General features: G+C 73.5%; 10 protein-coding genes and 1 pseudogene. 7 read left to right on the forward strand and 4 right to left on the reverse strand.

Annotated elements, in window-relative coordinates; all coding sequences use genetic code 11:
- Positions 1-70: 70 nt before the first annotated feature.
- The 7 genes from OHU74_RS26660 to OHU74_RS26690 all read left to right on the forward strand — a co-directional run bounded on the left by OHU74_RS26660 (position 71) and on the right by OHU74_RS26690 (position 7,942).
- On the forward strand, positions 71-2,908 hold the full coding sequence (locus OHU74_RS26660) for a DNA translocase FtsK (protein ID WP_371618190.1): 2,838 nt from the start codon (positions 71-73) through the stop codon (positions 2,906-2,908).
- Positions 2,909-3,113: 205 nt separating this feature from the next.
- Positions 3,114-4,010 carry a helix-turn-helix domain-containing protein gene (locus tag OHU74_RS26665; RefSeq protein WP_371618191.1) on the forward strand — a complete coding sequence of 299 codons (897 nt, stop codon included), beginning with the start codon at positions 3,114-3,116 and terminating at the stop codon, positions 4,008-4,010.
- A gap of 114 nt (positions 4,011-4,124) precedes the next feature.
- Complete coding sequence (gene rimO / locus OHU74_RS26670) at positions 4,125-5,621, forward strand: 30S ribosomal protein S12 methylthiotransferase RimO (protein ID WP_371618192.1); 1,497 nt, start codon at positions 4,125-4,127, stop codon at positions 5,619-5,621.
- Positions 5,618-6,274 (forward strand): CDP-diacylglycerol--glycerol-3-phosphate 3-phosphatidyltransferase, encoded by a 657-nt coding sequence (gene pgsA / locus OHU74_RS26675; protein ID WP_330298899.1) that lies wholly within the window; start codon positions 5,618-5,620, stop codon positions 6,272-6,274. The genes rimO and pgsA overlap by 4 nt, the downstream gene beginning before the upstream one ends.
- Positions 6,275-6,426: 152 nt before the next feature.
- A complete protein-coding gene (locus tag OHU74_RS26680; RefSeq protein ID WP_371619821.1) occupies positions 6,427-6,966 on the forward strand; it encodes a CinA family protein in 540 nt (179 codons plus the stop codon).
- 109 nt (positions 6,967-7,075) lie between these two features.
- Positions 7,076-7,456, forward strand: a complete 381-nt coding sequence (locus OHU74_RS26685; protein ID WP_371618193.1) for a helix-turn-helix domain-containing protein — start codon at positions 7,076-7,078, stop codon at positions 7,454-7,456.
- A gap of 147 nt (positions 7,457-7,603) precedes the next feature.
- Positions 7,604-7,942, forward strand: a complete 339-nt coding sequence (locus tag OHU74_RS26690) for a hypothetical protein (RefSeq protein WP_371618194.1) — start codon at positions 7,604-7,606, stop codon at positions 7,940-7,942.
- On the opposite strand, the gene OHU74_RS26695 is transcribed toward OHU74_RS26690, so the two are convergent.
- The 4 genes and pseudogenes from OHU74_RS26695 to OHU74_RS26710 all read right to left on the reverse strand — a co-directional run bounded on the left by OHU74_RS26695 (position 7,890) and on the right by OHU74_RS26710 (position 16,491).
- Positions 7,890-8,657, reverse strand: coding sequence for an SDR family NAD(P)-dependent oxidoreductase (locus OHU74_RS26695; protein WP_371618195.1), 768 nt, complete (start codon positions 8,655-8,657; stop codon positions 7,890-7,892). The two genes, OHU74_RS26690 and OHU74_RS26695, sit on opposite strands and share 53 nt — an antisense overlap.
- A gap of 36 nt (positions 8,658-8,693) precedes the next feature.
- A pseudogene (locus OHU74_RS26700) lies at positions 8,694-9,404 on the reverse strand (zinc finger domain-containing protein); the annotation flags it as partial.
- Positions 9,405-10,538: 1,134 nt separating this feature from the next.
- Positions 10,539-10,724, reverse strand: a complete 186-nt coding sequence (locus OHU74_RS26705; protein ID WP_371618196.1) for a hypothetical protein — start codon at positions 10,722-10,724, stop codon at positions 10,539-10,541.
- 1,150 nt (positions 10,725-11,874) lie between these two features.
- Entirely contained in the window at positions 11,875-16,491 is a 4,617-nt protein-coding gene (locus OHU74_RS26710) for a DEAD/DEAH box helicase (RefSeq protein ID WP_371618197.1), read from the reverse strand.
- Positions 16,492-16,503 lie beyond the last annotated feature (12 nt).

Genomic DNA, 16,503 nt, shown 5'->3' on the forward strand with positions numbered 1-16,503 from the left:
GCGGCGACACGAACGGGTGAAGCGGTGGGCACGCGTGTCCACCGGCACGCACACCGGTAACCTCGGGCCCATGGCCTCAAGTACGTCCGGTAAGGGTTCCCAGAGCACGGCGGGCACCGCGAAGGGCCGCACGGGCCGTACGACGGCGCCGGCGAAGAAGGCAGCCCCCGCTCGCAAACCGCCCGCCAAGAAGGCCGCGGCCGCCACCAGGCGCGCCCCGGTCAAGAAGGTCGCGCCCAAACCCGCGCCGTCCCCCACCGGGGGAGTGCTGCGGCTGGTGCGCGCCGTCTGGCTGGGCCTCGCGCACGCGGTCGGTGCGGTCTTCCGCGGTATCGGCCAGGGTGCGAAGAACCTCGACCCCGCCCACCGCAAGGACGGCCTCGCGCTGCTGCTGCTCGGGCTCGCGCTGATCGTCGCCGCCGGGACCTGGTCGAACCTGAGCGGGCCCGTCGGGGACCTGGTCACCATGCTGGTCACCGGCGCCTTCGGGCGGCTCGACCTGCTCGTGCCGATCCTGCTCGGCGTCATGGCGGTACGTTTCATCCGCCATCCCGAACAGGCCGACGCCAACGGCCGCATCGGGATCGGGCTCTCCGCGCTGGTCATCGGAGTGCTGGGGCTCGTGCACATCGCCTGCGGAGCCCCCGGGCGCGACGAGGGCACCACCGCCATGCAGAACGCGGGCGGGCTGATCGGCTGGGGCGCTTCGAAGCCGCTGATCTTCACGATGGGCGCGCCGCTGGCCGTGCCGATGCTGGTGCTGCTCACCGTCTTCGGCCTGCTGGTGGTCACCGCCACCCCGGTCAACGCGATCCCGCGGCGGCTGCGCAGTGCGGGGATCCGGCTCGGGGTGATCGCGCCGAACGAGTACGACGAGGGGTACGGGGAGGCCGCCGCGGAGGGTGCCGCCGCCGACCGGCACGACGCCGAGCAGTGGCGGGCCCGTACGGGTGCGGCCGCCGGATCCGCAGGCCCCGGCGACCCCGCCGACACCGCCGAGGAGGAGGCGCTCGCCCGGCGGCGGCGCCCCCGGCGGACCACCGGCCGGCCGGGCATGGACCGGGAGATGGACGCCGTCGACGTGGCCGCGGCGGCCGCGGCCGCGCTGGACGGGGCGGTCTACGGCGGGATGCCGCCCTCCCCGCTGGTCGCCGATCTCACCCAGGGCATCTCGGTGGAGCGCGAGGGCGCGGAGATCACCGCTCCGGTGCCCTCCGGCACGGCTCCGGTGCCCTCGGCCCGCGAGGAGAAGGCCCCGGCGGCCGCCTCCGCCGCTGCCTCTGCCGCTGCCGAGGCCCCCGCTGCAGCCACCGCACCGCCGCACGACACCACCGCCGCGGCCTCCGGGACGCTGTCCGTTCCCGACCTGACCAAGGCCCCGCCCGAGACCCAGGCGCTGCCGCCCCGCGCCGAGCAGCTCCAGCTGCGCGGGGACATCACGTACGCCCTGCCCTCCTTGGACCTGCTGGAGCGCGGGGGTCCCGGGAAGACCCGTAGCGCCGCGAACGACGCGGTGGTCGCCTCGCTGACCAACGTGTTCATGGAGTTCAAAGTCGACGCGAAGGTCACCGGATTCACCCGCGGTCCGACGGTCACCCGCTACGAGGTGGAGCTGGGACCCGCCGTGAAGGTCGAGCGGATCACGGCGCTCGCGAAGAACATCGCCTACGCGGTGGCCTCGCCCGACGTCCGGATCATCAGCCCGATCCCCGGCAAGTCGGCGGTCGGCATCGAGATCCCGAACACCGACCGCGAGATGGTCAACCTGGGCGACGTGCTCCGGCTGGCCGACGCGGCCGAGGACGACCACCCGATGCTGGTGGCGCTCGGCAAGGACGTCGAGGGCGGCTACGTCATGGCCAACCTCGCGAAGATGCCGCACGTGCTGGTCGCCGGCGCCACGGGCTCCGGCAAGTCCTCCTGCATCAACTGCCTCATCACCTCGGTGATGGTGCGGGCCACCCCGGATGACGTCCGGATGGTGCTCGTGGACCCCAAGCGGGTGGAGCTGACGGCGTACGAGGGCATCCCGCACCTGATCACCCCGATCATCACCAACCCGAAGCGGGCCGCCGAGGCGCTGCAGTGGGTCGTGCGCGAGATGGACCTGCGCTACGACGACCTGGCGGCCTTCGGGTACCGGCACATCGACGACTTCAACAAGGCGATCCGCGACGGCAAGATCAAACTGCCGCCGGGCAGCGAGCGGGAGCTCAGCCCGTACCCGTACCTGCTGGTGATCGTCGACGAGCTCGCCGACCTGATGATGGTGGCCCCGCGCGACGTGGAGGACTCCATCGTCCGCATCACCCAGCTGGCCCGTGCGGCCGGCATTCACCTGGTGCTCGCCACGCAGCGACCCTCGGTGGACGTGGTCACCGGCCTGATCAAGGCCAACGTGCCCTCCAGGCTCGCCTTCGCCACCTCCTCGCTCGCCGACAGCCGGGTCATCCTCGACCAGCCGGGCGCGGAGAAGCTCATCGGCAAGGGCGACGGGCTGTTCCTGCCGATGGGCGCGAACAAGCCGGTCCGGCTGCAGGGCGCCTTCGTCACCGAGGACGAGATCGCCGGGATCGTGCAGCACTGCAAGGACCAGATGGCGCCGGTCTTCCGCAACGACGTCACGGTCGGGCAGAAGCAGACCAAGGAGATCGACGAGGAGATCGGCGACGACCTGGACCTGCTGTGCCAGGCGGCAGAACTGGTCGTCTCCACGCAGTTCGGGTCCACCTCGATGCTCCAGCGCAAGCTGCGCGTCGGTTTCGCGAAGGCCGGGCGGCTGATGGACCTGATGGAGTCGCGCGGGATCGTGGGACCGAGCGAGGGCTCCAAGGCGCGCGACGTCCTGCTCAAGGCCGACGAACTGGACGGCATGCTCGCGGTGATCCGCGGCGAGACTCCCACCTAGGCCGTCCGTGTTCCGGGGGTGGCCGTTTCCTCCGGAGCCGCGTCCAGTTGAGGGAGGTGGCGGCGCTTTCCGGGCCGCCACACCGGGCGGGAGCCCCGTAGCCATACGTATGGCGTACGGAGTCACCCCTCCGGTTGCCCCACCCTTTCGTCACCCCCCTAGACTGGACATCCAGCAGGTGGCTACACGCTCGAAAGGCGCCCTCGTGTCCATCGGCAACTCCAACTCCCCCGAAGAAGAGCGGCCTTCGACCGACGACCGGTCCGAGGACCGCATCGTCGAGCGTTCCGTCGAAGAGCCGTCCATCGGGACGGCCCTCAAGAAGGCCCGGATCGCCGCCGGGCTGACTGTCGACGAGGTCAGTTCCACCACCCGCGTGCGCATTCCGATCGTGCACGCGATCGAATCCGATGACTTCTCCCGCTGCGGCGGAGACGTCTACGCCCGCGGCCACATCCGTACGCTCGCTCGCGCCGTGCGCCTCGATCCGGCACCCCTGATCGACAGCTACGACGCGGCCCATGGCGGCCGGCCGGCACCCACCCCTGCCGCGCCGATGTTCGAAGCCGAGCGGATCCGCCCCGAACGGCAGCGGCCCAACTGGACCGCCGCCATGGTCGCCGCCATCGTCGCCGTGATCGGCTTCGTAGGCTTCACGGCCTTCGGCGGCGGCGACGAGAAGTCCAAGCAGCCGGTGGCGGAAGGTTCCGCCGCCCCCAAGGCCGCACCCACGCAGGCCGGCGCCAAGCCGTCGCCCCCGACCCCGCAGGCACCTCAGGCCCCCAAGCCCGAGCCCTCGGAAAGCGCCATCGCCGCCGCGCCCAAGGACCTCGTCACGGTCGTCCTGACGGCCAACGACGGGGAAAGCTGGATCTCGGCCAAGGACCACAGTGGCCGGCTCCTCTTCGACGGCACCCTCGCGCAGGGCGAATCGAAGACCTTCACCGACAAGGACTCCATCGACCTGGTGCTCGGCGACGCCGGGGTCGTGAAGCTGTTCGTGAACGGCAAGGAGATCAAGGACAAGTTCCAGCCGGGCCAGGTGGAACGTCTCACATACACCAAGGACGACCCCAGTCAGGGCCAGGCCCAGGCAGGCTGACCAGCGAGGAATAAAACCTTCCGGATCCCCGGGGTGCTGCGCCGCACTCCGGGGATCTTGTCGTACCGGGATGGGAGGCGGGGGCCGCCGCCGGGACGAAGTAGTCTTGAGTCCATGCCCGAACGCCGTACCGTCGCCCTTGTCACTCTTGGCTGCGCCCGTAACGAGGTGGACTCGGAGGAGCTCGCAGGCCGCTTGGCGGCGGATGGCTGGGAGCTCGTCGAGGACGCCGCCGATGCGGACGTAGCCGTCGTCAACACCTGCGGCTTCGTCGAAGCCGCCAAAAAGGACTCCGTAGACGCCCTGCTCGAAGCCAATGATCTCAAGGATCACGGCAGGACGCAGGCCGTCGTAGCCGTCGGCTGCATGGCGGAGCGCTACGGCAAGGAACTCGCCGAAGCGCTTCCCGAAGCCGATGGCGTCCTTGGTTTCGACGACTACGCCGATATCTCCGACCGCCTCCAGACCATCCTCAACGGCGGCATCCACGCCTCCCACACCCCGCGCGACCGGCGCAAGCTGCTGCCGATCAGCCCGGCGGCCCGCCAGGACGCCGAGGTGGCCCTGCCCGGCCACGCCCAGGAGCCGGTGGCCGAAGCACCCGCCGACCTCCCGGACGGGCTCGCACCCGCCTCCGGGCCGCGTGCGCCGCTGCGCCGCCGCCTGGACAAGAGCCCGGTGGCCTCGGTCAAGCTGGCCTCCGGCTGCGACCGCCGCTGCTCCTTCTGCGCCATCCCGTCCTTCCGCGGCTCCTTCATCTCCCGCCGCCCCAGCGACGTGCTGGGCGAGACGCGCTGGCTCGCCGAGCAGGGCGTCAAGGAGATCATGCTGGTCTCCGAGAACAACACCTCGTACGGCAAGGACCTCGGCGACATCCGCCTGCTGGAGACCCTGCTGCCCGAGCTGGCCGAGGTGGACGGCATCGAGCGCGTCCGCGTCAGCTACCTCCAGCCCGCCGAGATGCGGCCCGGCCTGATCGACGTACTCACCTCGACCCCCAAGGTCGTCCCGTACTTCGACCTCTCCTTCCAGCACTCGGCCCCCGACGTGCTGCGCGCCATGCGCCGCTTCGGTGACACCGACCGCTTCCTGGAGCTGCTGGACACCATCCGCAGCAAGGCCCCGCAGGCCGGCGTCCGGTCCAACTTCATCGTCGGCTTCCCCGGCGAGAAGGAATCGGACTTCGCCGAGCTGGAGCGTTTCCTCACCAACGCGCGGCTCGACGCCATCGGCGTCTTCGGCTACTCCGACGAGGACGGCACCGAGGCCGTCACCTACGACAACAAGCTGGACGCCGACACGATCGCCGAGCGCCTCGCCCACATGCAGCGCCTCGCCGAGGAGCTCACCTCGCAGCGCGCGGAGGAGCGGATCGGAGAGACCCTGGAGGTGCTCGTCGAGACGGTCGTCCCGATCGACGAGGCCGAGGACGGTGAGGGAGCCTACGGGCGCGCCGCCCACCAGGCCCCCGAGACCGACGGCCAGGTCGTCTTCACGGACGGCGCGGGCCTGGTCCCCGGGCGTATCGTCACGGCGAAGGTGGTCGGCACCCTGGGCGTGGACCTGGTGGCCGAGCCCCTGGGCGTGGACCTCGAGGAGGCGGCCGGATGAGCGGAGCCCCGGCATCTGCGGCGGGCGGGACCGGCCGCCGGCCCGCGCCCGGCGCGAAGCTGGGCGCCGCGGCGGTCAATCAGGCCAGCCTGTGGAACATCGCCAACATCCTGACGATGATCCGGCTGGTCCTGGTGCCGGGATTCGTGATGCTGCTGCTCGCCGACGGGGGATACGACCCCGTCTGGCGGGCGCTGGCCTGGGCGGCGTTCGCCGTCGCCATGATCACCGACATCTTCGACGGGCATCTGGCCCGCACGTACAACCTGGTCACCGACTTCGGGAAGATCGCCGACCCCATCGCCGACAAGGCGATCATGGGGTCGGCTTTGGTGTGTCTGTCGTGGCTCGGTGATCTGCCCTGGTGGGTGACCGGGGTGATCCTCGGCCGGGAACTCGGGATCACGCTCCTGCGTTTCTGGGTCATCAGGTACGGGGTGATTCCCGCGAGCCGGGGCGGCAAGCTCAAGACCCTGGCCCAGGGCACGGCCGTGGGCATGTACGTGCTCGCGCTGACGGGGCCGCTGGCCACCCTGCGGTTCTGGGTGATGGCGGTCGCCGTCGTCCTGACCGTCGTCACCGGTTTGGATTACATCCGCCAGGCGATCGTGCTGCGGAGGCAGGGACTGGCCGAGGAGCGGGCCGCGCGGTGAGCGACGCGGGGACCGGTGCGGGGATCGGTGCGGGGATCGGGCTTGCGGCGGACGCCGGGAGCGGCCCCGCGGGCGTCCTTGCGGGTGACACCGGGAACCCTGCGGTAATCGGGACGAGGGAATCTTCAGTGGCCTCAGTGACGGGTGATGCGATCCGGAGGGCCGCTGAGGCTGCCGGGGACACCGGGGCGGTTGCGGCCGATGTGCTGAATCTGCTCGCGGAGAGTAACGGAACGGTCGCGGTGGCGGAGTCCCTGACCGGCGGCATGGTGGCCGCCGAGCTCACGGCGGTCCCCGGCGCTTCTCGGTCATTCCGAGGCTCGGTCACGGCGTACGCGACCGAACTGAAGCATCAGGTGCTGGGCGTGGACGCGGAGCTGCTGGCGGCCGAAGGCGCGGTAAACGCGCAGGTCGCAGAGGAGATGGCGGCCGGAGTGCGACGTGTCCTGGGCGCCTCGTGGGGCATCGCGACCACCGGAGTGGCCGGTCCGGAGCCACAGGACGGACAGCCGGTTGGCACCGTTTTCGTGGCCGTGTCGGGTCCCCGGGGCAGGAAAACGGCCCGGCTGCGGTTGAAAGGCTCCCGGGAGGAAATCCGTAGGGAGAGTGCACGCACAGTGCTCAAGCTTCTCGCGAGCGAACTCCGCGAGAATCTGCGGGGGCAGGATACGGAACAGGACGGGGGGATTTGATGTTTGCAGCCCTGAGTGAACACGACATCGCTCCCCGCACGGCCGCGGCGCGAGGCGGTACGGTGGGGCGTGAAGGTTACGGCTACACGGTCAGAGGAGGGAGCCACCGATGATTCTGCTCCGTCGCCTGCTGGGTGACGTGCTGCGTCGGCAGCGCCAGCGCCAGGGCCGTACTCTGCGCGAAGTCTCCTCGTCCGCCCGAGTTTCGCTCGGCTATCTCTCCGAGGTGGAGCGGGGGCAGAAGGAGGCATCTTCCGAGCTGCTCTCCGCGATCTGCGACGCGCTTGACGTACGGATGTCAGAGCTGATGCGGGAAGTCAGCGACGAGCTGTCGCTCGCCGAGCTGGCACAGTCGGCCGCGGCAAGCGGGCCGGTGTCCGCACCGGTTCGCCCGATGCTCAATTCGGTATCCGTGGCCTCGGTCACGGGTGGCCCGGAGCGGGTGACCATCAAGGCGCCCGTGGAAGCGGTGAATGTCGTAGCCGCGTGATGTGCGAGCCGTTCGCGGCGCGCGTGTGAGTGTGGTCGGAGCCCCGGCCGGTGCTGATGCACCGGCCGGGGCTCCCGGCCGTTCTGGGTGCGGGGTCGCAGGGGGTGCGGGAGGATTGGGCCTGTCCGGGACCCCGGCCCCTGGGAGATGACCGTGCGGAGGTTGCTGCGGACGCGGATACCCGCGGGCTTGGCCCTTGCGCTGGTGGTGGGCGTCCTGTGGTGGTGGGCCGTGCTGCGACTGGCGCTGGCGCCGGACGAGGCAGGGCCCCTGGAGGGCGCGGTCGCCGTCGGGGGGTGGGGACTGGGGCTGCTGCCGGTGCACTGCGTGCCGGGGCCCGCGCCCGGGCTTGGGCGGGGGCGGGGGCGTCGCGGGTCCGGTGGGCGGGACGCGGCTGGTGGGCGGGACGGGGCTGGTGGGCGGGACGGGGCCGCTACCAGGGCATCGACACCCCACCGTTCGGACGAAGTATCTGGCCCGTCATGAAGGACGAGGCGTCCGAGGCGAGGTAGAGCACGGCCTGGGCGATGTCCTCGGGCTCGCCGACCCGGCGCAGCGGGGACATCCGCGTCATCATCGCCTCGGTCTGCTCCTGGACCTCGGGGCTGTGCCGGCCGGTCATCGGGGTACGGATCCAGCCCGGAGCCACCGCGTTGACCCGGATGCCGTGCGGGCCGGCCTCGGTGGCCAGGGTCTTGGTCAGCTGGACGACGGCGGCCTTGGCGGCGCTGTAGCAGAGCAGGCCGGGCTGGGCGGCGTCCACGGCGCCGGAGGCCATCGTGACGATCGACCCGGGACGGCCCGCCGCGATCATGGAGCGGGCGGCTTCCTGGCAGGTGCGCAGGACGCCCTTGAAGTTGATGTCCAGGACCCGGTCGAGGTCCTCGTCGGCCGTGTCCAGGACGCTGCTGCTGTGCATGATCCCGGCGATCGCGGCGGTGATGTCGAGCGGGCCGGCCTGGGCGATGGCGGCCTTTATCGCGGCGCGGTCGGTGACGTCGAGAGGGTGGACGGTGGCCCGGCCGCCCGCCTTGGTGATCAGCTCGGCGGTCTCCTGGAGGCCTTGCGCGTCACGGTCCGCGCAGTGCACGGCCGCTCCCGCCTCGGCGAGGAGCACGGCGGTGGCGCGGCCGATGCCGCTGGCGGCGCCGGTGATCAGGGCGGTGCGGCCGGTGAGGTCGTACGCAGTGGGTGTGGGCATGCGGGGACGGTACGACCGGATCTGACGGAGCGTCAACTATGGTGTCGGGCCGGATTGGCAACGGGGGCACCAGTAGGTGGGGCGGCCGTCCTGCGGAGCCTCGCGCACCGGGGTGCCGCAGCGCAGGCAGGGCCGGTGGGCGCGGCCGTAGACGAAGAGGTCCTGGCCGGGGCGGCGGCTGCCGGTGGTGTTGCGGCGGGGGGTCTTGTCCGCGTGGTTGTCCGCGTCCTTGTTCGTGCCTTTGTTCGTGCCCTTGTTCGCGTCGAGGAGCCGGTGCGCGGCGGCGGTGAGACGGGGGAGCGTGGCCCGCGGGACGTCACCGACGGGGGTCCAGGGGGTGAGCCCGGCGAGGAAGCAGAGCTCGGCCTTGTAGATGTTGCCGATGCCGGCCAGGTTGCGCTGATCGAGCAGGGCCTCGCCGAGGGGACGGCCGGGATCGGCGAGGAGATTGGCCGCGGCGACCTCCGCGTCCCAGTCGGGGCCGAGTAGATCGGGGCCGAGGTGACCGACGACGCGGTGCTCGTCGACGGTGCGGAGCAGCTCCACGACGGGGAGGCGGTAGCCGACGGCGATGTGGGTGGCGGTGGCGAGGACCACGCGGATCTCGTGGGCGGGATATCGGTGGCCTCCGGGGATGGCGGGGCCGGCGCCTGTGCCGGTGCCTGTGCCTGTGGAGTGGGTGGCGTTGGCAGCGTTGGCGAAGATGCGCCAGGCGCCGTCCATGCGGAGGTGGGTGTGGAGGGTGAGGCGGTCGGGGGGCCGGCGGGGGGTGCGGGGCGGGTTACCGGCGGGGGCGGGGCGGCTGAGGGCGTCAGGGCTGCCGGGGCCGTCGGTTTGGTTGGGGCTGCCGGGTTCGCCACAGCCGTCGGGCCCGCCAGAGCCGGCGGGCCCGCCAGGGCCGTGGGGGCTGCCAAGGCTGTTGGGGCCGTCGGGTTCGCCAGGGCTGCCAGGGCCGCCCGGACCGTCCGTTTGGTTGGGGCCGCCAGGACTGTCGGAGCCGCCGGGATCGCTGGGACTGCCCGGGCCACCGGGGCCGTGGGGGCCGTGGGGTTGGTTGGGGCCGCCGGGGGTGTCGGGGGCGTCGACGCCGCTGGGTTCGCCGGGGCCGCTGAGGCGGATGAGGAGGTGTTTGCCGCGGGAGGCCACCTCGAGGGTGGTGCGGCCGGTGAGATCGGCCGTGGCGAAGCGGGGGACGCGGAAGTCTGAGTGGATGAGCACCTTCCCCGCCAGGGCTTCGCGGAGCAGGGCCGCGGTGCGGTAGACGCTGTCGCCTTCGGGCATGCCCCCATTCTGGGCCCGGGCCGGGCCGTTCGGAGCGCGGTGGCTCGAAGCGGGGTGGCTCGGGCCTCGCTGCGGAGCCGGGGCGGTCAGGCCGACGGGTCGGGCGGCTCAGGCCGGGTCCGGTCGGGCTGGGCGGGGCTTGGCGTGCAGCGTCGTGCAGGGGCGGGCAACCCTGGGCAGCCGCGTCGGGCCGGGCCGAGCCTCGCCGGCGGGCGGGGCCGAAGCCGGGCTCCGGGAGCCTAGGTCGTCTCTGTCGGATCTTGCCGGGCCCGCGACGCCGCCCGGCACCGTACCCGACGACGCGGACCTGACCGACAAGATCCGAAAGACGGCCTGGCCGCCGCTGGCAGGCATGGCGTAGCGCTGGGGCGGAGTCGTGGCCCAGAGGTGGCGCTCGCCGAGCAGGGCTGTTCCCCAACCCGCCCTTCCTCCGTTCCCCGGAGCTCCGCCCCGGACCCGGTGGGCGGGCCGTGCCCGTCTCACGGGTACTGGACGTCGGGGCTTTGCGGGGCCGCTCAGCAAGCCAGGGCTTCACCAGGCGCGGCCGACCGGGCTCCGCTGGGCCCTTCCGGCCGGCCAGGGCTTCGCCGGGGCCGCGCCTCAGCGGCGCCGGGCCTCTCCGGTCGACGACGGCTTCGCCGGGGCCGCGCCCCAGTCGTCCGGTGCTTCGCTGTGCTCCTCCGGCTGGCCGGGGCTTCGCCAGTGCCGCGCCGCAGCCGACCGGGGCTCGCCGGCGCCGTGCTCCAGCTTCGCCAGGGCCCCGCCCACGGCCGCTGGGGGCTTCACCGGGGCTGTGCCTCAGCTTCGCCGGGCCCGCTCCGGCCGGCCAGGGCTTCGCTGGCGCAGCCCCCAGGAGGCCGGGGCTTCGCCGGGGCCATGCCTCAGTCGGCCCTGGGCTTCGCCGTGCCCGTCGGGCTGGCCAAGGCCTTGCCCGGCCCCGCCCCTGGCCGTTGGGGGCTCCGCCAGGGCTTCGCCCCCGGCAACTGGGGGCGGGCCGGGGCTGCGTCCCCAGCGGCGCCGGGCCTCTCCGGTCGACGACGGCTTCGCCGGGCCGCGCTCCAGTCGACCGGGACTTTGCTGTGCCCCTCCGGCTGGCCAGGGCTTTGCCCCGCTGCTGGGGGCTCTGCCGGGGCTGTCCCCAACCGAACGGGCTTCGCCGGGGCTGCGCCGCAGTCGACCGGTGCTTCGCCGCGCCCCGGCCGACCAGGGCTTCGCCCGGCCTCGCTCCCAGCTGTCCGGGGCTTCGCCAGTGCCGCGCCGCAGCTGTGCGGGGCTTCGCCAGAGCCACGCCCCAGCTTTGCCGGGCTCCTCCGGCCAGGGCTTCGCCCCTGGCAACTGGGGGCGGGCCGGGGCTTCGCCAGTGCCGCGCCGCCGCTGGCCGGGGCTTCGCCAGCGCCGCGCCCAGCTTTGCCGGGCCCCTCCGACCGGCCCGGGGCTTCGCCGGGGCTGCGCCCCAGCGGCGCCGGGCTCCTCCGGTCGACGACGGCTTCGCCGGGGCCGCGCCCCAGTCGTCCGGTGCTTCGCCGTGCCCGTTGGGCCGACCAGGGCTTCGCCAGTGCCGCGCCGCAGCTGGCCGGGGCTTCGCCAGCGCCGCGCCCCAGCTTTGCCGGGCTCCTCCGGCCAGGGCTTCGCCCCTGGCAACTGGGGGCGGGCCGGGGCTTCGCCAGTGCCGCGCCGCAGCTGTCCGGGGCTTCGCCAGAGCCACGCCCCAGCTTTGCCGGGCCCCTCCGGCCGGCCCAGGGCGTCGCCGGGGCCTCGCTCCCGTCGTCCGGGGCTTCGCCGTGCCCGTTGGGCCGACCAGGGCTTCGCCAGAGCCGCGCCCCAGCCGACCAGGGCCTCGCCAGCGCCGCGCCCCAGCTTTGCCGGGGCCCCTCCGGCCGGCCAGGGCTTCGCCAAGCCGGCCCCCCGCCCGCCCGCGCTTCGCCCCGCCCGTCCGTCAGCGCAGGCGGAGGCCTCGGGGGGTGGCGTGGAAGCCGGCGGATTCCAGGGGTGGGGAGTAGGGGGAGGTGAGGGCGGGGGTGGCGTTGATGCGTTCCACCGTGAGGGCCGGGAGGGTGCCTGCTCGGGAGGCGGCGGTGAGGGATTGCAGGGCTGCCGTGAGGTCGGGGGCGTCCGGGGCGGGCCAGGCCAGGAGGGTTTTGCCGCCGCGTTCCAAGTAGAGGGTTAGGGCGCCGTCCACCAGGACCACCAGGGAGCCGGCCTTGCGGCCCGGTTTGTGGGTGGCGCCGGACGGGGGCTCCGGCCAGGGGAGGGCCGCGCCGTAGGCGTTCGCCGGGTCGGCGGCCGCGAGGACCACCGCCGCCAGCGGGGGCGGGGTGCGCTCGGCGGCGCGGAGGCGGTCGACCGCTCCGTCCATGGCGAACTGGGCCGCGCCCAGGCCTTCGACCACGTAACCCCGGCGGGCCTGGCCGCTGTCCTCGAAGGCCGACAGGATGCGGTAGACGGCCGAGAAGCCGCCCTCCACCCCTTCGGCGGCCACCGCGCCCCGGGTCACCACGCCGTGGCGGTCCAGCAGGGTGCGGGCCAGGGCGTGTGCCCGGTGGGTGGGGTCCGGGGTGTGGGCCGGGAGCAGGGACCAGCGGCCCGAGACCGTCGGGGGGCCCGTACGGGAGGCCTGGGGGGCGAGGGTGCCGTAGCGGCCGCGGGGGATCGTACGGCGGGCCCGGTGGGCCGTGGCCCCGGCCGTCCGGCCCGAGCCCAGGAGGGAGCGCAGGGGGGCCAGGGTGTCGTTGGTGAGGCGGCCCGACCAGGTGAGGTCCCAGATCGCCGAGGAGAGGTCCAGGTCCGAGGCCTCCGGGGTGTGGGCGCGGACCGCGTCCGCGAGCTGACGGAAGAACAGGGCGTAGCCGCCGGAGAGGGCGCTCAGGACCGCTTCGTGGAGCGGGGTGAGCTCCAGGGGGTGCTGCGGGGGCAACAGGAGCGGGGCGGCCTCGGCGAGGTAGAGGGAGATCCAGCCGTCCTTGCCGGGGAGGGAGCCCGCGCCCGCCCAGACCACTTCGCCGGTGGTGGTCAGTTCGTCCAGGAGGGTCGGGGAGTAGTCCGAGACCCGCGACGGGAGGATCAGGCGTTCGAGGGCGGAGGCCGGGACGGGGGCGCCCTGGAGCTGTTCGATCGCGCGGGCCAGTCCGTCGATGCCGCGCAGGGCTCCGCCCAGGTGCTGCCACTGGGGGAGGAAGGTGGCCAGCGCGGTCGGTGGGACCGGCTCCAGTTCCTGGCGCAGGGCGGCCAGCGAGCGGCGCCGCAGCCTGCGCAGCACACCGGCGTCGCACCATTCCTGGCCGATGCCCGCCGGGTGGAACTCGCCCTGGACCGTCCGCCCGGCCGCCGCCAGCCGGTGCAGGGCGCCGTCCGTCACGGCCGCGCCCAGCCCGAAGCGGGCGGCGGCCGAGGCGGTGGTGAAGGGGCCGTGGGTGCGGGCGTAGCGGGCGAGGAGATCGCCCAGCGGGTCCTTCACCGGCTCGGTGAACGCCTCCGGGACGCCCACCGGGAGCGCCGTGCCCAGCGCGTCCCGCAGCCGGCCCGCGTCCTCGATCGCCGCCCAGTGCTCCTCGCCGCCGATCCGGACCCGGATCGCCCTGCGGGAGGAGCCGAGGGAGCGCGCCCATGCCGGGTCCGCGCCGCGCGCCTTCAGCTCCGCGGGGGTCAGCGGGCCCAGCAGGCGCAGCAGATCGGCCACCGACTCGGCGTCCTTGGCCCGCCGGTCCTCCGTCAGCCACTGGAGCTCCCGCTCCAGCTCAGCCAGCACCTCGGCGTCCAGCAGCTCGCGGAGCTCGGCCTGGCCGAGCAGTTCCGCCAGCAGCCGGGAGTCCAGCGAGAGCGCGGCCGCCCTGCGCTCGGCCAGGGGCGAGTCGCCCTCGTAGAGGAACTGGGCGACGTACCCGAAGAGGAGGGAGCGGGCGAAGGGGGAGGGCTCGGCGGTGGTGACCTCGACGAGGCGGATCCGGCGGGCTTCGATGTCCCCCATCAGCTCGGTCAGGCCCGGCACGTCGAAGACGTCCTGCAGGCATTCCCGTACGGCTTCCAGCACGATCGGGAACGAGCCGAACTCCGAAGCCACCTGGAGCAGCTGCGAGGCGCGCTGGCGCTGCTGCCACAGGGGGGTGCGCTTGCCGGGGTTGCGGCGGGGCAGGAGCAGGGCGCGCGCCGCGCACTCGCGGAAGCGGGAGGCGAACAGGGCGGAGCCGCCGACCTGGTCGGTGACGATCTGCTGGACGTCCCCGTGGTCGAAGGTCACGTCCGCCGCGCCCAGCGGGGCCTTCTCGTCGTCGAACTCGAAGGATCCGAGGCCCGGTCCGGCTCCGCCGGGGGACCCCAGGCCCGCGGGGTCGTGGTCGAGGAGGTCCATGGAGAGCAGGTCGGCGTCCGGGAGGCGGAGCACGATGCCGTCGTCGGCGTGCATCACCTGCGCGTCCATCCCGTACCGCTCGGAGAGGCGGGCGCCGAGGGCCAGCGCCCACGGGGCGTGCACCTGGGCGCCGAAGGGGGAGTGGACGACGACCCGCCAGTCGCCGAGCTCGTCGCGGAACCGCTCGACCACGATGGTGCGGTCGTCCGGTACGTGGCCGCAGGCCTCGCGCTGTTCGGCGAGGTAGGACAGGACGTTCTGCGCGGCCCAGGCGTCCAGGCCCGCCGCCAGCAGGCGCAGGCGCGCGTCCTCGGTGGTGAGCCCGCCGAGCTCGCGCAGGAACGCGCCGACCGCGCGGCCCAGTTCGAGCGGCCGGCCCAGCTGGTCGCCCTTCCAGAACGGGAGCCGGCCCGGAACCCCGGGGGCGGGGGTGACCAGGACGCGGTCTCGGGTGATGTCCACGATCCGCCAGGAGGTGGTGCCCAGGGTGAAGACGTCGCCGACGCGGGATTCGTAGACCATCTCCTCATCGAGCTCGCCGACCCGGCCGCCGCCCTTTTTAGGGTCGCTGCCGGCCAGGAAGACGCCGAAGAGGCCGCGGTCCGGGATGGTTCCGCCGGAGGTGACCGCGAGCCGCTGGGCACCGGGCCGGCCGGTGACCGTGCCGGCCACGCGGTCCCACACCACCCGGGGTCTGAGCTCGGCGAACGCGTCCGACGGATAGCGGCCGGCCAGCATGTCCAGGACCGCCGTGAACGCCGAATCGGGCAGCGCCGCGAACGGCGCCGCCCGCCGCACCAGGGCGAGCAGGTCGTCCAGCTGCCAGGTGTCCATCGCGGTCATCGCGACGAGCTGCTGGGCGAGGACGTCCAGCGGATTGGAGGGCACGCGCAGGGATTCGATCGAGCCGGTGCGCATCCGCTCGGTGACCACGGCGGCCTGGACCAGGTCCCCCCGGTACTTGGGGAAGACCACCCCGGTGGAGACCGCGCCCACCTGGTGCCCGGCCCGGCCGACCCGCTGGAGCCCGGAGGCCACCGACGGCGGGGACTCCACCTGGATGACGAGGTCCACCGCGCCCATGTCGATGCCGAGCTCCAGGCTGGAGGTGGCGACGACGGCGGGCAGCCGGCCCGCCTTCAAATCCTCCTCCACCAGGGCCCGCTGCTCCTTGGAGACCGAACCGTGGTGGGCGCGGGCCAGCAGTGGCGGCGCGCCGTGGGCGGCGCCCGACTGGGCCATCAGCTCGGCCGGGGGCGGGCCCTCGGGCAGCGGGCCGCCGGTGGCGCGCTCGTACGCGATCTCGTTGAGCCGGTTGCACAGGCGCTCGGCGAGGCGGCGGGAGTTGGCGAACACGATCGTGGAGCGGTGGGCCTGGACCAGATCGGCGATCCGCTCCTCCACATGCGGCCAGATCGAGGGCTTGTCGCCGCCCTCCTTGCCCTCGCTGGCGGGGGAGCCGCCCAACTCGCCCATGTCCTCGACGGGGACGACCACCGACAGGTCGAACTCCTTGGTCGAGGGCGGCTGGACGATCTCCACCTTGCCGCGCGGCGCGAGGTAGCGGGCCACCTCGTCCACCGGCCGGACCGTCGCCGACAGGCCGATCCGGCGGGCCGGGCGCGGCAGCAGCTCGTCCAACCGCTCCAGCGACAGGGCGAGATGGGCCCCGCGCTTGGTCCCGGCGACGGCATGCACCTCGTCCAGGATCACCGTCTCGATCCCGGTCAGGGCCTCGCGGGCCGCCGAGGTCAGCATCAGGAACAGCGATTCGGGCGTGGTGATCAGGATGTCCGGCGGCCGGGTGGACAGGGCCCGGCGCTCGGCGGGCGGGGTGTCGCCGGAGCGGATCCCGACCCGGATCTCCGGCTCGGGCAGCCCCAGGCGGGCGGACTCCTGCCGGATCCCGGTGAGCGGGCTGCGCAGATTGCGCTCCACGTCCACCGCCAGGGCCTTCAGCGGCGATACGTACAGCACCCGGCAGCGCTTCTTCGGCTCGGCCGGCGGCGGGGTCGACGCGAGCTGGTCCAGGGCGGCGAGGAAGGCGGCCAGGGTCTTGCCGGAACCGGTGGGGGCCACCACCAGTACGTCCGAGCCCTGCGCGATCGCCCGCCAGGCGCCCTCCTGCGCGGAGGTGGGCGAGGCGAAGGCCCCCGTGAACCAGGAGCGGGTCGCGGGGGAGAACGAGTCGAGCGCGGTACCGGACATGCCCCCATCGTG

Origin of the sequence: Streptomyces sp. NBC_00454, from assembly GCF_041434015.1 — a bacterium.
Classification (GTDB): Bacteria; Actinomycetota; Actinomycetes; order Streptomycetales; family Streptomycetaceae; genus Streptomyces.